The sequence below is a fragment of the Streptomyces sp. NPDC001606 genome (assembly GCF_053596835.1).
In genome coordinates, this window is sequence record NZ_JBSFHC010000001.1 from 579,461 (window position 1) to 593,253 (window position 13,793).

General features: G+C 72.1%; 9 protein-coding genes. 5 read left to right on the top strand and 4 right to left on the bottom strand.

What is annotated here, in order from left to right; genetic code table 11:
• The first annotated feature begins 17 nt into the window (after window positions 1-17).
• The 5 genes from ACWCV9_RS02625 to ACWCV9_RS02645 are packed head-to-tail and all read left to right on the top strand — an operon-like array spanning window position 18 to window position 7,301.
• Complete coding sequence (locus tag ACWCV9_RS02625; RefSeq protein WP_450783841.1) at window positions 18-998, top strand: amidohydrolase family protein; 981 nt, start codon at window positions 18-20, stop codon at window positions 996-998.
• The gene (locus ACWCV9_RS02630; protein WP_450783843.1) at window positions 998-1,822 is read left to right on the top strand and encodes a shikimate dehydrogenase family protein; all 825 of its coding nucleotides are present in this window, start codon (window positions 998-1,000) and stop codon (window positions 1,820-1,822) included. Before ACWCV9_RS02625 ends, ACWCV9_RS02630 begins: the two co-directional genes overlap by 1 nt.
• A 52-nt stretch (window positions 1,823-1,874) precedes the next feature.
• Window positions 1,875-5,051, top strand: coding sequence for a non-ribosomal peptide synthetase (locus ACWCV9_RS02635; RefSeq protein WP_450783844.1), 3,177 nt, complete (start codon window positions 1,875-1,877; stop codon window positions 5,049-5,051).
• Complete coding sequence (locus tag ACWCV9_RS02640) at window positions 5,044-5,853, top strand: thioesterase domain-containing protein (protein WP_450783846.1); 810 nt, start codon at window positions 5,044-5,046, stop codon at window positions 5,851-5,853. The genes ACWCV9_RS02635 and ACWCV9_RS02640 overlap by 8 nt, the downstream gene beginning before the upstream one ends.
• Window positions 5,850-7,301 (top strand): MFS transporter, encoded by a 1,452-nt coding sequence (locus ACWCV9_RS02645; RefSeq protein ID WP_450783847.1) that lies wholly within the window; start codon window positions 5,850-5,852, stop codon window positions 7,299-7,301. The genes ACWCV9_RS02640 and ACWCV9_RS02645 overlap by 4 nt, the downstream gene beginning before the upstream one ends.
• Window positions 7,302-7,328: 27 nt before the next feature.
• Here the strand turns inward: ACWCV9_RS02645 and ACWCV9_RS02650 are convergent, their stop codons facing one another.
• The 4 genes from ACWCV9_RS02650 to ACWCV9_RS02665 form a co-directional block, all read right to left on the bottom strand.
• Entirely contained in the window at window positions 7,329-8,477 is a 1,149-nt protein-coding gene (locus ACWCV9_RS02650) for an MFS transporter (protein ID WP_450783848.1), read from the bottom strand.
• Window positions 8,478-8,518: 41 nt separating this feature from the next.
• Window positions 8,519-9,535, bottom strand: coding sequence for a LuxR C-terminal-related transcriptional regulator (locus ACWCV9_RS02655; protein WP_450783849.1), 1,017 nt, complete (start codon window positions 9,533-9,535; stop codon window positions 8,519-8,521).
• A gap of 534 nt (window positions 9,536-10,069) precedes the next feature.
• Window positions 10,070-11,920 carry an RICIN domain-containing protein gene (locus ACWCV9_RS02660; RefSeq protein ID WP_450783850.1) on the bottom strand — a complete coding sequence of 617 codons (1,851 nt, stop codon included), beginning with the start codon at window positions 11,918-11,920 and terminating at the stop codon, window positions 10,070-10,072.
• Window positions 11,921-11,992: 72 nt separating this feature from the next.
• A complete protein-coding gene (locus ACWCV9_RS02665; protein WP_450783852.1) occupies window positions 11,993-13,729 on the bottom strand; it encodes an amylo-alpha-1,6-glucosidase in 1,737 nt (578 codons plus the stop codon).
• Between the last annotated feature and the right edge of the window lie 64 nt (window positions 13,730-13,793).

The window sequence follows — 13,793 nt, forward strand, 5'->3', positions numbered from 1 at the left end:
AACGGAAGTGGAGAACCGTGACCAGTTCGACCGACCTGCCCGTCATCTTCGACGCGCACTGCCATGTGGCGTCCGCGGACTTCATCCCGGAACGCTTCGTGGCCGACGTCGCGGCCAACATCGAGCGACGGCACACCGCCGAGGGCATTCCGGCCCGCGCCGGACGGGCGCTGTCGGCCCTCCAGGCCCAGCACCGGGACGACATGGCGGACGAGCTGGTCCAGGAGATGGACCGTGCGGGTGTCGCCCGCACGGTCCTGCTGGTGCCGGACTTCGGACTGCTGCACCCGATGCGGCTGTCCCTCGACGAGATGGCCGCCCGCCACCACGAGATCCGGCAGCGGCACCCGGGACGCTTCTGGGTGTTCATCGGCGTCGACCCCCGGCGCGGTGAGGAGGGGCTGCGGGACTTCGAACGGCATGTGAGCGAGTACGGGTTCGAGGGCGTCAAGCTCTATCCGCCGTGCGGCTACTCGCCGTCCGACGAACGGCTCTTCCCGTACTACGAGATCTGTGCCGAGCGCGGCCTGCCGGTCTTCGTGCACACCGGCCCCACCGCGGGCAGCTTCGCCTACGAGCCGGCGCACCCGCTCCAGATCGACCGCGCGGCCCGCTCCTTCCCGGGCGTCAACTTCATCCTCGGCCACGGCGGGCTGGTGCACCTGGACGTCACCGGGTACCTCGCGTCGTACCGCCGCAACGTCTACCTGGACATCGGCGGCTTCGCGGGCACGGCCTTCCCGCACGGCTGGGAGGCACATCTGAACCATCTGTTCCGGCTGGGCATCAACCACAAGATCGTCTTCGGTACGGACTGGCCGCTGAACCGCATGACCAACGGCCTGACCCGGCTGGTGGAGAAGATCGTGCACGGGCCCACCGTCTTCGCGGGCGTCAAACGGCGTGAACAGCAGCTGATCCTCTCCGGCAACCTCACCCGGCTGCTCCCGGCCGGTGCGGTCGACACCCTGCCGGCCACGGCCCTGGCGGGTGCGTGATGCCGGCCGGCTTCCCACCGATCACCGGGCGCACCGCGCTGACCCTGCTGCTGGGCGACCCGGTCGTCCAGGCCCGCTCCCCGGAGCTGGTCAACGCGGAGCTGGAACGGCGGGGACTGGACGCCCGTCTGATGCCCCTGCGGGTGGCCGCCGACGATCTCGCCACGGTCGTCGCCGCGCTGCGCGCCACCGACACGTTCCGCGGCGCCGTGGTCACCATGCCGCACAAGCACGCCGTCGTCCCCCTGCTGACGACGGTCGGCGAGCGGGTGGCCCGCACCGCCGCCTGCAATGTGATCCGGCGCGAGGCGGACGGCTCCCTCACCGGCGACATGCTCGACGGCGAGGCCATGGTGCGAGCGATCCAGGAGGCGGGCGGCACCGTCAAGGACGCCCGCGTGCTCCTCGTGGGGGCCGGCGGGGCGGCCTCCGGGATCGCCCTCGCACTGGCCGACCACGGCGTGGCGGAGCTGGACATCACCAACCGGACCGCGGCCCGGGCCGGCGCCCTCGCCGACCGGGTCGCGGCCGCCGTGCCGGGCGTTGCCGTCACCGCGGTGACGGCACCGGGCGACGGCTACGCCCTCGTCGTCAACGCCAGCGCCGTCGGCATGCATCCCGAGGACGGCCCGCCGGTGACGCCCGGCGTGCTCACCGGGGCCGAGGTCGTCGCCGACGCGGTCATCGCGCCCCGGCCGACGGCGCTGCTCGCGGCGGCCGCCGCGGCGGGCTGCGCGACCGTCGACGGCGGCCGGATGCTGGCCGCCCAGGTCGGCCTGATGGTGGATTTCATGTTCGCGGGCGACATGACACCGTCGACCTGAGCCGGAGCGGCACCGAGACCGTGAACGAGAGCGAGAGCGAGAACAGGGGACGATGAAGACGCCGAACGACGTCGGTAATGCCCAGGTGCAGCGGCTTCCGCTCACCCACGGTCAGGAACAGCTCTGGTTCCTCGACCGGCTCCACCCCCACCAGCCCGTCTACAACGTCCCGTTGGCCCTGCGGGTGCGCGGCCCGCTGGACCCCGCCCGGCTGCGGGCCGCGGCCGACCGGGTCGTCGCACGGCACGAGGCGCTGCGGGTCTCCTTCCCGGAGAGCGACGGCGGCCCCGTCCAGCTCCTCGCCCCGCCCGCGCCCGCGCACTGGGAGGAGAAGGACGCCGGCGCCGGCGAGCTGGATCACCTGCTCGCGGCGGAGGCCGCCCGGCCCTTCTCGCTGCGTGCGGGCCCCCTGCACCGCTTCCTGCTGCTGCGGCTCGGCCCGCACGACCATGTGCTGTCCCTGGTCTTCCACCACATCGTCGTGGACGGCACCTCCCTGGGCCTCGTCGTCTCCGATCTGCTGGCCTTCTACCGTGACGGCTCCGCCGCCGAGGAGCCGGCTCCGTCCTGGAGCGCCTGGGTGCGCCGGCGCCGCGAGGAGGTCGACGAGGCCGGCGAACTCGCCGCCGGGCTCGACTTCTGGGAGAACCGGCTCGCCGCGCTGCCCGTACCCGAACTCCCCGCCGACCGGCTGCGCGGCTCCGCCCCCTCCACCAGCGGCGACCACGTCCGCCAGGTGTTGCCGCCCGCACTCGTCTCCCGGCTGCGGCAGCTCGCCCGCAGCCGCCGCGTCTCGCTGTTCGTCGTCCTCGCCGCCGCCGTCAACGTGCTGGTCAGCCGCTACACCGGCGAGGACGACATCCCGCTGGGCGTGCCGCTCGGCGAGCGGGGCGACCCGGAGGCCGAGGGCGTCGTCGGACACTTCGTCAACATGGTCGTGTTCCGGACCGACCTGTCCGACGACCCCACCTTCGGGGAACTGCTGGACCGGGTGCTCGACCAGACCATCGACCTGCACGACTTCGGCTGGGTCCCCTTCGAGCGGGTGGTGGAGCGGCTGCGCCCGGTGCGCGAGCCCGGCCGCAACCCGCTGTTCCAGGTCTCCGTCCAGCTGGTGGCCGACCCCGCCGCCCAGGCCGGACCGGGGCTGCCGGACGCGGACATCGAGATCGTCACCCCGAGGATCCCGCAGTCCAGGTTCGACCTCGCCGTCAACTTCTTCGAGGCCGGCGACCGGATCACCCTGGATCTGGAGTACTCGACCGAGCTCTTCGACGGCTGGCGGATCGAGGCGCTGGCCCGCCATCTGACGGCCGTGCTGGAGGTGGTGGCCGAGGACCCCGGGCTGCGGCGGTCCGCCGTACCGCTGCTGACCGGCGCCGAGCGGGAGGAGCTGCTGCGGGCCGGCACGGGCGACGAACTCCCGCTGCCCGCGGAGCCGTTGCATGTGCGGATCGCCAGGACGGCGGCCCTGCGCGGCGATGCCGTCGCCGCCGTGTGCGGGGACGAGCAGATCGGCTATGCCGAGCTGGACCGCCGGGCGGACCGGCTGGCGCGCCGGCTGCGCGGGGCGGGCCTGCGGGCCGGCGACGTGGTGGCCGTACTGCTGGAGAAGGACCTGGACGCCCTGGTGGCCGAGCTGGCGGTACTGAAGGCCGGGGGCGCCTTCGCGGTGCTGGACCCCGCCCAGCCGCGGGCCCGGTTGGGCCTGCTGCTGGCCGACGCCGGGGCCCGGGTGCTGATCACCCGTGACCGGCTGCGCGACGCCGCACCGCCCGACCCGGACCGCGTCACCCTGCTCGTCGACGATCCCGGCCCGGCCACTGGATCCGGCGACGGCGAGCCCGACGCCGCCGGACCGCTCCCGGAGTGGGCCACCGAGCACTCCGCCGCCTATGTGCTCTACACCTCCGGCTCGACCGGCAAGCCCAAGGGCGTGGTCGTCGAACACGCGGCGCTGACCTGCTTCGTGGAGGGCTACCGCAAGGTCTTCCCGTTCGGCCCCGAGGACCGGCTGCTGCAATTCTCCGCGCTCACCTTCGACATGGCACAGGGTGAGATCTTCACCGCCCTCACGGTCGGCGCCACGCTGGTCCTCGTCCCCGCCGACACCGCCCGCTCCCCCGGCGAGCTGGCGGCGCTGATGCGGGAGAGCGAGGTCACCTACGCCGGCCTCATGCCCGCCCTGCTCGCCCTGCTCGAACCGGAGCCGTATCCCCGGCTGCGCCATCTCATGGCCGGCGGGGACGTGCTGGCCGCCGAACTGGTCAACAAGTGGAACCTGCCGGGCCGGACCATGGTCAATATGTACGGCCCGACCGAGGCCGCCGTCGCCTGCGCCCACCACGTCTGCGCCGGGCGCACCTGGACGACCGTGCCGCCCATCGGCAGACCCCAGCACAACCGCCTGCTCTACGTCGTCGACCGCTGGGGCAACCTCGTGCCCCGCGGCGTCCCGGGCGAGCTGCTGGTCGGCGGACCCGCCGGGCTGGCCCGCGGCTACCTCGGCGCACCGGAGCTGACCGACGAGAGGTTCGTGCCGGACGTGTGGGGACCGGGCGAGCGGGTGTACCGCACCGGCGACCTGGTGAGCTGGAACGCCGAACACGCCCTGGAGTTCCACGGGCGGCGCGACCACCAGGTCAAGCTCAACGGGCTGCGGATCGAGCCCGGCGAGATCGAGTCGGCCCTGCTGCGCCATCCCGCCGTGACCACCGCGGCCGTCGTCCTGCACACCTCCGCCGACGGTGCGAAACGGCTGGTCGGCTATGTGGGCACCCCGGAGCCCGCGGCCCTGGACACAGCCCAGCTGCGCCGTCTCCTCGCCGAGGCGGTGCCCGCCTACATGATCCCCTCGGCGTGGGTGCTGCTCGGCGAACTGCCGCTCACCTCCTCGGGCAAGGTCGACCGGCGCCGGCTGCCCGAGCCAGGCCCGGAGCCGGACACCGCCCGGGCCGAGGGCGGGCAGTGGGGCAGCGAGCTGGAGAGCCGGGTGGCCGGGATCTTCTCGGAGGTGCTCGACGGCGCAGAGATACGCCCCGGCCAGGGCTTCTTCGATCTGGGCGGCACCTCCTTCCAGGCCATGCGGGTGGTCGGCCGGATCCACAAGCAGCTGGGCGCCGAGCTGAGCACCAGGACCCTGTACGCCCACCCCACGGTCGAGGACGTCACCGCGGAGGTGGCCCGGCTCCTCGGCGCCCCACGGAAGGAAGGCGCCAGTGATGTCTGACGACGCCCTGCTGCTGCCCCTCGCCGAGACCGGCGCGCTGCCGCCGCTGTACTGCGTGCACGCCGTCTCCGGTTCACCGTTCCCGTACGTCCCGCTGGGGCGGGCCCTCGGCGCCGGCCGACCCGTCTTCGCCCTCGAGGCCCCCGGCTTCGACAACGACAGCGCGCCCGTCACCGAGGTCCCGGAACTGGCGGAGCGGTACGCGGCCCTGCTGCACGCACGCCACCCGGAGGGCCAACTGGCCCTGCTCGGCTGGTCGTTCGGCGGAGTGGTGGCCCACGAGACGGCGCTCCGGCTCGGGCGGGCCGGGACGGACGTGGCCCTGCTGGTCCTCGTCGACTCCACCTGCCCGGTGCCCGCACCGGTGCCCGCCGAGCCGGAACTGCTGCGCCGGTTCGTGCACGACCTGCTGAGCGAGGCCGGGGTGCCCGCCGACACGGTCCGCGCCACGGTCGCGGCCCTGCCCGAGGAGTCCTCCCCGGAACGCTTCCTCGCCGCGGCGACCGCGGGCGACTCGCTGCTCGCCGACCTCTCCCCGGCCCTGCTGCGCCGCCGCTACGACGTCTTCCGCGCCCACGTCCACGCGCTGTACACGCACCGCGCCCGCCCCGGCCACCGGGGCCGGACCCTGTGCGTGCAGGCCGCCGAGTCACCCCCGGTGGGCCGCACCTGGGACGGCGTGCTCGACGGTGCCGAGGTCGTCACCGTGCCCGGCGACCACCACTCGATCTGGTCCGGAGCGGGCCTGGCCCGCATCGCCGCCGAGGTCACCGGCAGGCTCGCCGGGGCGGAGGTCCGATGAGTGACGTCCGCGGAACGACGAGCACCCGCACCACGCCGGACCACACCCAGCAGGGGCGGCACCGCACGGTGGCGCTGCTGGTGCTGCTGGTGGCGCCGTTCATGGCGATGCTCGACACGTTCATCGTGAACATCGCCGCGCCCTCGATCGAGAAGCAGCTGCACGCCACCTTCGCCGAGGTGCAGCTCGTCATCAGCGGTTACATCGTGGCCTTCGCGGTCGGCCTGATCACCGGCGGACGCCTGGGCGACCTGTGGGGCCGCGGCCGGATGTTCCTGTACGGCATGGCCGGCTTCGGCGCCACCTCCGTGCTGTGCGCGGTGGCGGGCTCGGCCGGCCAGCTGATCGCCGCACGGCTGCTCCAGGGTCTGAGCGCCGCGCTGATGCTCCCTCAGGTGCTGTCGCTGATCCAGGTGCTCTTCCCGCCCGCCGAGCACTCCCGGGTGCTCGGGCTCTACGGGGCGACGCTGAGCTGCGGCTCCGTCACCGGTCAGGTGCTGGGCGGGGTGCTGATCACATCGGATGTGGCCGGCCTCGGCTGGCGGTTGATCTTCCTCGTCAACATCCCGTTCTGCCTTGCCGCGGTGCTGGTCGGCGCCCGCGCCCTGCCGGGCCGGCAGGAATCCGACAAGCGCCCAGGATTCGATCCGGTGGGGGTGCTGCTGATCTCGCTGGCGGTGCCGCTGCTGCTCTGCCCGCTGGTCTTCGGCGCCCAGTACGGCTGGCCGCTGTGGGTGGGGCCGGTGCTCGCCGCCGCGCTCGCCGTGTTCGCGCTGTTCCTGCGGTGGGAGGCGCGGTTCCCCGCCGACAGCGGCTCGGCCCTGCTGCCGCTGCGGCTGTTCAGACTGCCCGGCTTCGCCAACGGCGTCCCCACCGCGCTCGCCTTCTACACCGGTAACTCCGGCTTCTACCTCGTGCTCGCCTTCCACCTCCAGAACGGCCTGCGGCTGTCCCCGCCGGCCGCGGGACTGGCGTTCGTACCGCTCGGCACGGCCTTCGCCCTGGCCTCACTGGCCGCCCGCAGGCTCGTGCCCCGGTTCGGCCGCAGGGCCCTGCTGGGCGGCACCGTGGTCATCCTGCTGGGACTGGTCTATCTGCCGCTCGGCGCCGCCATGGGCGGCGGCACGCTCGGCCGGGCGCTCTGGCTGGAGCCCGGCCTCGTCCTGTGCGGCATGGGGCAGGGTCTCGTCCTGCCGTCCCTGCTCTCTCTGGCCCTGCGGGGTGTGGACACCGCGGACGTGGGGGCGGCCTCCGGCGGCATCCTGATGACCTCCCAGTTCGCGGGCGCCCTCGGCGTGGCCGCGGTCGGCGCCGCCTACAGCTCGGCCCTCGGCGACCACTCCTACGTGCCCGCCTTCCGCGCGGGTGTCCTCGCCCTCGTCCTCATCGGTCTGCTGAGTCTGGTGCTGCTCGCCAGGCTGGAGTCCCGGACGAGAGAGCGCGTATAGGGCCTGCCCGCGTCCGTGGGGCGTCCCTCATTCGGCCGGGACCGCGGCGGCCCGGTCGCCGGCCGGACGCGGTGGCCGGCCGGGGCCTGCCAGGACCGCCAGTGCCAGGGCCGTGAGCAGCCCGCCCACGAGGAACGCACCTCGCACGCCGACGGCGGGCAGCAGCATCCCGCCCGTCGAGGCCCCCACCGCCACGCCCACGTTGAACGCGGCGGAGTTACCGGCCAGGCCCAGCTCGGTGCGGCCGGGCGCCGCGCGGAAGACCAGGTTCTGGGTCGCCATGAAGAACGGCCCCATGGACACCCCGAGCAGGACCAGCGCGCCCACGGTCACGCCCCGCCCGTGCCCTGCGGCCGCGTACAGCCCGCACAGCCCCGCCGTCTGACCGGCCACCAGCAGCACCGGCAGGGCGCGCGGGAAGCGGTCGAGGAGGGGCCCGGCCAGGACGACGGCGGCGAACCCGGCGCCGCCGTACACGGTCAGCAGCATGCTCACCGCACCGCCGGGAAACCGTGCGACGTCACTCAGGAAGGCCGTCAGATAGGTGAATCCGGTGAACACCCCGGCGGCCGACAGGGCGGTGGTGAGCAGGACGGCCGTGAAGCGCCGGGCGTCCGGCTCGCTGCCGCGCACGGCGTGCCCCCGGTCCGGAGGTGTGGTCGGCAGCAGTAGCGCGATCACGGCGAGGGAGACACAGCCTGCCCCGCCGAGCACCACGAAGGGTGTGGTCCAGCCGTATCTGCCGCCCAGCCAGGTGCCGGCCGGCACCCCGAGCACCTGGGCGAGTGAACCGCCCACGGACACCAGGCCGATGATCCGGCCCCGCCGTGCGGGCGGGAACAGACCCACGGCCACGGGTCCCGAGACCGCCCAGAACAGCGCCTGGGCGAGCGCGGTCGCCAGCCGGGCCGCCAGCAGCGCCGGGTACGAGCGACCGCACGCCACGGGTGCCCAGCTCGACAAGGCGAACACCGCCAGCAGACCGGTGAGCAGATGGCGGCGGGGCAGTGCACGGGTCATCTGGGCGACGGGCAGGGACATCACCGCCACCGTCACCCCGTACCCCGTGACGAGCAGGCCCACGGCCGGGAGGGACACCCGCAGGTCCACGGAGATGAGCCGCAGCAGGCCGATCGGCAGGTTCTCGGTGGTGTTGAAGGCGAACGCGGCCAGCATGAGGGCGGCGACGACGGCGCAGCGCCGCCAGGCGGGGAGTCCTATGCCTCGGCGTCCCGTGCCGTGCCGGTGATCCAGCCCATCCGGGCCGCGCGCACGCCCAGTTGATACCGGGTCTGGACGTTCAGCTGGGCCATGAGGGAATTGACCGTGCGGCCCACCGTGCGGACCGAGATTCCCAGTTTTCGGGAGACGCTTTCATCCTTCATCCCCTCCGACATCATTTGCAGGACGACCCGCTGCTGGGCCGTCGGCTGCTGTCCGCCGTCGGCCTCGGTTTCCGGCCCCTGGACGACGGGTTCGTTCACGGAAGCGAATGAGCCGGCATTGAGCCAGCAGAATTCGAATACCTCTCCCAGCATCCGGGTGATCTCCCGGCCGCGCAGTACGGTGACCGCAGAATTCCCCGGTTGCTGAAACCTCGGCGTAACAGCGAATAAATCATCGACTATGAGAAAGCAAAAAGGTACGTGATGAAGCAGCCGCACCTCGACCCCGGCCCTGTCGAGTGCCTTGAGGTGGGCGTACCCGTGCGGACTGCGCGCGGTGGACGCCAGATGGACGGCGCGCATCCGCACCCCCCGCTCCAGCGCCCTGCGGTCGCGCTCCCGGGCCGCCGCCAGCGCCTCCACCGAGGAGGAGACACCGGCGTGCATGCTGACGATCTCCTCCGTCGCCGACTCGGCGGCGTCCCGCAGCATCTGGTCGATCCGGCCGCGGTCGGTGACCACGTCCGCGTGGATGACCTGCATCTTCGCCGCCTGGGTGCGGGTGAACTCGGAGGCGACCACGGACATCGCCGCGTACGTCGTCTGCATCTCGCGCTGGAGACGGGTCCAGATGTCCTCGCTGCGCTGCATCAGCCGGGCGAGGGACACCTCCGGCGTGGACGTCACATGCCATGCCGGGCGGGCCTCCCCCACCGCGCCGGACGTGGCCGGCACGGGCTCCAGCAGACCCAGTTCGATCAGCCGCTGCTGTGTCTCACCGAGCCGCGCGGTCGGTATCCGGGCCAGATCGGCGGCCTCGGTCACTCCCAGGCCGGAGTTCCTCGACATGGCCCGATAGAGTTCCTGTACCCATGAGTCGAGGTCTTGTGCCGCCACCGGAGCGTCTCCCTTCCCCTGCGCATACTGTCCACCGTCCCTGCCGCTGTCTCAATAGGCCGTGCGGCCCATACGGGAGACGGCGCGTCGATCTCTACCCATGAGAACGCGGAGTCACGGCAGCTGAACATGCGTCATACAAGTATGGCTGATTCCGAACGGCTGCTCGAACCAGGGGAATTCAAGGAGGGGGACGGCTCGATTTCGGTGGCGCGCATGGCGAAAACGCGGTGCGGTGGCCGTGTTCTCCAGGGTCCTTCGGCTCATGCCGGACCGGGGACTTACGGCCAACCGCGCGCGGCCATCGGTGTCAGCTCGTGCCGGACAGGCGCCAGATCTGGTTCTTCTTCGTGGAGGTTGGCGTCGCCCGTCTGGGAGCCTAGTAGCGGTACATGAACCACTCGCGGGCCGAAGGCCGTCCGCCGTGTCACCGGTCGGACCGGGCGGGTCTCCCTTTCACGCGGGGAGCCCCCGCCCGGGGACGGGTCAGCGCATGCCCTGGAGGCGCCAGATCTGGTTCCTCTTGTTGTTCAGCGCGCTCGCCGGGTCACAGGTCCACTGGTGGATCACCGCGCCGGGGGTGGTCGAGACCCCGCTGACGTCGACGCACTTGCCGCTGTGCACCGCGACCAGCTGGTAGTCCTTGCTGTTGCCCAGCGCGGTCACCGGGTTCAGGGTGAACATCTGGTTCGTGGTGCCGCTACAGGTCCACTGGATGACGGCGGCACCGTCGGCCGTGGAGGCGCCCGAGACGTCCAGGCACTTGCCGCTGTGCTCGTCCACGATCGTGTAGGTGTTCGCCCGTCCGGCGACCGGCTTGAAGTCCAGCATCTGCTGGTAGCCGCCCTCGCAGTGGTACTGCTGGTACTGCGTGCCGTCGGCGGTGGAGAGGTTGGTGTCGTCCAGGCACTGACCACTGTGCTCGGCCACCGCGACGGTGGAGACGGTCGTGTTCGACGGCGGCAGCAGCGTGACCGTGTAGCCGTCGGCGGCGTCCGTCCACGGCACGGTCACCGAAGCGGAGTTCCCGCTCACGGTCAGGGTCTGGTCCGAGACCGTCACCGGACCCGTCACCGCGGCGCCGCCATTGTTCGGTATGCGCTGGACTATCGCGCGGACCTGGCCGTTCTCCACGACCGAGGTGGTGTCGAGACGGTTGAGGCCGACGGTGACGTTGCCCGTGTTGCCGTTGCTCCCGAGCAGGATCTTCGCGTTCCGCGCGGAGTTGTCCTTCGTCGCCACCCCGTCGGTGTTCGTACCGGGCGTGACGTTCACGATGTTTCCGGTCTGGGAGCCGTAGTACCGGTACAGGAACCACTCGCCCAGCGGCAGATACTGGCTGCCGGTCTTGGTGAGCAGGTTCGCCTCGAAGTCGTGCAGGTTGGCACCCCACGCCCAGTTGGCGCGCAGTCCGTCCGCTCCGGCGCGCTCCAGACGGGAGATGTACCAGCCGCCGCGGCCGGGGTTCTGCTCGCTGCCGGCGCCGTACTCGTTGACCTGGAAGGGCCGGCTGGTCGTCATCGACCGCGCCGCCAGCAGGGACCGGAGGGAGTTGCTGTGGGCGACCGGGTCGCCGGGGAGGTCGTGCCAGCTGTAGATGTCCGGCTCGACCTTGTTCGCCTTCACATAGTCGAGGTACGTGGTCCACCAGCCGTTGTCCACCGTGGGGTGGCCGCAGGTGCTCGCGCCGACGATGACCGCGCCCGGTATGGCGGTCCGGATCTTCTGGTAGGCGCGCTTCCACATCTCCAGGTACTGGGGCATGCCGGGATCCCAGAACCCGGGGCAGTCGGGCTCGTTCCAGATGTCCCATTCGATGTCGGTCATGCCCGCGGCCTTCACGTCGCCGAGAAGACGGTTGTAGAAGGCGTCGAAGCTGGACCAGTCGCCGTTGTCGCCGGGGAAGGTGGGTTTGGTGGTGCCGTCGGCACCCCAGAGGTCGTGCGGCAGGATGACGAAGGTGCCGCCGAGCGCCTTGGTGCGCCTGTACTGGGCGAGGGTCGAGTTCCACCGGCGGTCGTACTTGCCGGCGACCCAGCCTCCGGGGCTGTCCAGCTGGGCGCCGCCGGCCCGCTCCAGCTTCCACTTGATGTCCTTGTAGAAGTGGTCCTGGGGCAGCGAACCGTCCTCGGTCATCCCGTAGAGGGTGCCCGAGGCATGGTAGGTGGGGGCGCCCCCGGCTACGGAGAAGTCGACGGCGACGGTGGTGTCTGCGGCCTGTGACGAAGCGGTGGGCACCAGGGTCGCGGCCAGGGTGGCCAGGAGGACGGCCGCGGACGAGAGGACTCGGCGTCTGGTGCGCGCTGCGCGTCCGGTCGGTTGGGAGAGCGACTTCATTGTGCGGCTCCTAACGGGGTGGGGGGCGGACCGGGGACTGAACGGCCCCCGGGGCGCACGGAGGACGGCCGGTCAGCGGCTGTCCCGATGTGCGTGGGCTTCGGCCAGCAGGAGGTAGCTGCTGGCGGTCCAGGTGTAGGCGCGGTCGCGCAGGCCCGTTCCGGTGAGGGCGTCGAAGTTCTCGGCGAAGCCGTGGGTCTCGCACAGGGCGCGGAAGCGGGCGCTGATGTCGTCGGCCAGCCGGTGGTGGCCGGTGCGGCGCAGGCCGTCCTCGATCAGGACGGTGGCCGGGGCCCAGATCGGGCCGCGCCAGTAGCCGTCGGCGAGGTAGTGCGGTGAGGTGGTGAGCTCGGTGGCCAGGCCGTACGGCGTCAGGTGGGCCTTGATGCGGTCGGCCAGCGCGCTGCTGATCTCGTCGGGCAGGTGTTCGCCCAGCACGATGGGCATCAGGTCGAGGAGGCCGGCGCTGCTCCAGGTGTCCCCCGTGTCGACCCCGCGGGCGACGAATCGGTCGCCGGTCCAGAGCTGGTCGAGCAGTGCCCTCTGCATCTCCTCGGCCGTGCGTGTCCACCGGGCCGCCTCGTCCGGCCTGCTCAACTCTGTTGCCAAGTCGGCGAGTTCACGGAGCTGGAGGGCGAGGAAGGCGGCCAGGTCGGCGGTGACGACCACCCGCTCTGCGTCGAAGACGGTGGCGTTGTCCCAACCGCTGTCGTTGCCGTGCTGGTAGTGGGCGAGGCCGGCGCCGGGCGCGCGCCGGGCGGTGAGCCAGAAGTCGGTCCAGCGCGTCAACCGGTCGTATACGGCGGTCAGTTCCGCCTGACTGAGCGCCGTCGGAAGCCGGCGGCGCAGACGGCCGAAGGCCCAGCCGTGGATGGGCGGCTTGACGAAGTTGTGGAGTACCTCGGAGTGAGTGACCGAGTCCGGCAGGGCCCCGGCGGCGTCCTGGTGGTCGAAGGGCAGGTGGAACTGGTCCAGGGCCAGTTCCGGCGAACCGGGGGCGAGGGCGAGGGCGTTGAAGCAGTGGTCCCAGCTCCAGACCTTGTCCATCCAGTGCTTGGACATCAGCACGGCGGGCCGGGTGACCAGACCCGTCGGCGCCACGGTCGCCGACCAGAGAACGTACGCGGCCAGTTCCGCGGCCGGCGTGGCGGACGAGCGCCAGGGGGCCACCGCGTCGGCGAAGCCGGCGAAGGCCCGCCGCGCGGCGGCCACGACCTCGTCGAAGGCCGCCGAGGAGGTGTACGGCGGGCGGGCGGTGTCGAGTTCCTCGATCGCGATCTCCCAGCCCCCGTCCGCCGCGGCGGCCAGGGCGAGACCGCGGTCGGCGCTGCCCAGGGCCTGTGCTCCGACCGTCTCGGCGAGGGTGCCGGACAGCACGGTGACGCGGTAGCGGCGTCCGGTCTCGTACGACGTGAACACATGTGCGCCCGTGGCCCGGTCGTGGAAGAAGTACGTTCCGCTGAACGGGGTCAGGGTCCGGGCGGCGGCGAAGACGCCGAGGCCGAGGCCGCTCCCCCGCAGCCGTACGGTGTCCGGCGACTCGTACGCGAGGTCGACGCGCCCGCTCCCGCCGGTCCAGCCGAGCAGGCCCGGGGTCGCCTCGACACGGGTCTCGGCGCGGTCGCCCGTGCCCGGGTCCAGCGGGACCAGGCGCAGTACGGCGTGCATGCCGTTCTGGTGCGAGACGAGGTGCAGGTCCTCGGCGTACGTCTTCTCCGCCACCACCGGGGAGATGTCGAACCAGGATCCGTACATGCTGAACGGGATGTCGTGGACGGAGAAGGCCGGGCCGGGTCGGAGGGCGGTCATGTGGTGTGACTCGTTTCTGGGCAGGGGGTGTCGGCCGGCGCACGGTCCGGCCGGCACGCGGGAG

Excerpts from the sequence above, each read along its gene's own strand:
- ACWCV9_RS02630 (WP_450783843.1), top strand. The coding sequence starts at position 998 with ATGCCGGCCGGCTTCCCACCGATCACCGGGCGCACCGCGCTGACCCTG.
- ACWCV9_RS02635 (WP_450783844.1), top strand. The coding sequence starts at position 1,875 with ATGAAGACGCCGAACGACGTCGGTAATGCCCAGGTGCAGCGGCTTCCG.
- ACWCV9_RS02640 (WP_450783846.1), top strand. The coding sequence starts at position 5,044 with ATGTCTGACGACGCCCTGCTGCTGCCCCTCGCCGAGACCGGCGCGCTG.
- ACWCV9_RS02645 (WP_450783847.1), top strand. The coding sequence starts at position 5,850 with ATGAGTGACGTCCGCGGAACGACGAGCACCCGCACCACGCCGGACCAC.
- ACWCV9_RS02650 (WP_450783848.1), bottom strand. The coding sequence starts at position 8,477 with ATGCTGGCCGCGTTCGCCTTCAACACCACCGAGAACCTGCCGATCGGC.
- ACWCV9_RS02655 (WP_450783849.1), bottom strand. The coding sequence starts at position 9,535 with ATGTCGAGGAACTCCGGCCTGGGAGTGACCGAGGCCGCCGATCTGGCC.
- ACWCV9_RS02660 (WP_450783850.1), bottom strand. The coding sequence starts at position 11,920 with ATGAAGTCGCTCTCCCAACCGACCGGACGCGCAGCGCGCACCAGACGC.
- ACWCV9_RS02665 (WP_450783852.1), bottom strand. The coding sequence starts at position 13,729 with ATGACCGCCCTCCGACCCGGCCCGGCCTTCTCCGTCCACGACATCCCG.